The sequence below is a fragment of the Streptomyces sp. NPDC048142 genome (assembly GCF_043202835.1).
Lineage (GTDB): Bacteria > Actinomycetota > Actinomycetes > Streptomycetales > Streptomycetaceae > Streptomyces.
On record NZ_JBIDBC010000088.1, the window covers coordinates 1 to 1,304 of the forward strand.

1 protein-coding gene is annotated in these 1,304 nt (G+C 66.0%); it reads right to left on the reverse strand.

Going from position 1 to position 1,304, the window contains the following annotated elements; translation table 11 throughout:
* Positions 1–39: 39 nt before the first annotated feature.
* A protein-coding gene (locus ACGF2Y_RS36640; protein ID WP_392956433.1) for an IS3 family transposase occupies positions 40–1,232 on the reverse strand; the annotation gives its coding sequence in 2 pieces (ribosomal slippage) (positions 40–968 and positions 968–1,232; 1,194 coding nt in all).
* Positions 1,233–1,304: the final 72 nt, after the last annotated feature.

Sequence of the window (1,304 nt, forward strand, 5' to 3'; positions counted from 1 at the left end):
TGAGCTGCCCCGAGTTTCGTAGAGTCCGATCTTGATGGTTCAGGCGGACTGCGGGACTTGCTCCTGGCTCTGCCAGAAGGCTTCCTCGTACTCGGCGGGCGGTACGTAGTCGAGCGCGGAGTGGAGGCGTTCTTCGTTGTACCAGGTGATCCACTGGAAGATCGCCCGTTCGACCTGGTCGACGTCCTTCCAGGGGCCCTGCATCTCGATCAGCTCGGCCTTGAACGTGCCGTTCAGCGTCTCGGCCATCGCGTTGTCATAGCTGTCCGCGACCGAGCCGACGGACGCGGAGGCGCCGATGTCGGCGAGCCGGTCAGCATACCGAATTGATACGTATTGCGACCCGCGGTCGCTGTGATGAATGAGACCGGAGTTCTTCTTGATCCTCCGTCGCCACAGCGCCATCTCCAGGGCGTCCAGCGGGAGTTCGGTCCGCATGTGGCTCGCGACCTGCCAGCCGACGATCATCCGCGAGTACACGTCCAGGACGAACGCCACATACGCCCACCCGGACCAGGTGCGGACATAGGTCATGTCCGCCACCCACAGCTGATCCGGCCGGTTCGCGGTGAAGTCGCGGTCGACCAGGTCCGGCGGCCGGGGCGCCGACGGCTCTGGGATGGTGGTGCGGCGCCGCCTGCCACGGATGACGCCCTCCAAGCCGAGCTCGGCCATCAGTCGCTCGACGGTGCAGCGGGCCACCTCGTGGCCCTTGCGCCGAAGCGCGCGGGTGATCCGGCGGGCGCCATAGGTGCCGCCCGACTCCGCGTGGACCTGCCCGATCAGCGGCATCAGCTGTTCGTCACGCAGCCGGCGGGCCGACGCCGGCCGCTTCTTGCGGGCGAAGTACGTCGACGGCGACAGCTCAAGAACCCGGCAGACGGGATCGACCCCGAGACCTTTGTCACGCAGGTGGTCTATCACCTGCTCGGCCTCGTCCGGGGACGGTCGATCTCCTGGGCAAAAAACACCGAGGCGGCTTTGAGAATCTCATTCGCCCGCCTCAACTCCGCTACTTCTTTGCGGAGTTGCTTCAACTCGTCTTGCTCAGCGGTGGTCAGCCGGTCATCGCGCTCGCCACGGTCGGCCTCGGCCTGGCGGACCCAGCCGCGCAGGGCCTCCTTGTGGATGCCCAGGTCCTTCGCCACGTGCGCGATGGGACGGCCGGTGGCGCGGACCTCACGGATCGCGCGCTCGCGGAGTTCGTCGGGGTATTTACGGGGTGCTGCCATGGTGCTGGTAGTTCTCCTTCGCCAGGACGGTAACCCTGGCATCAGGGACTCCACAAATCTCAGTACAGCTCA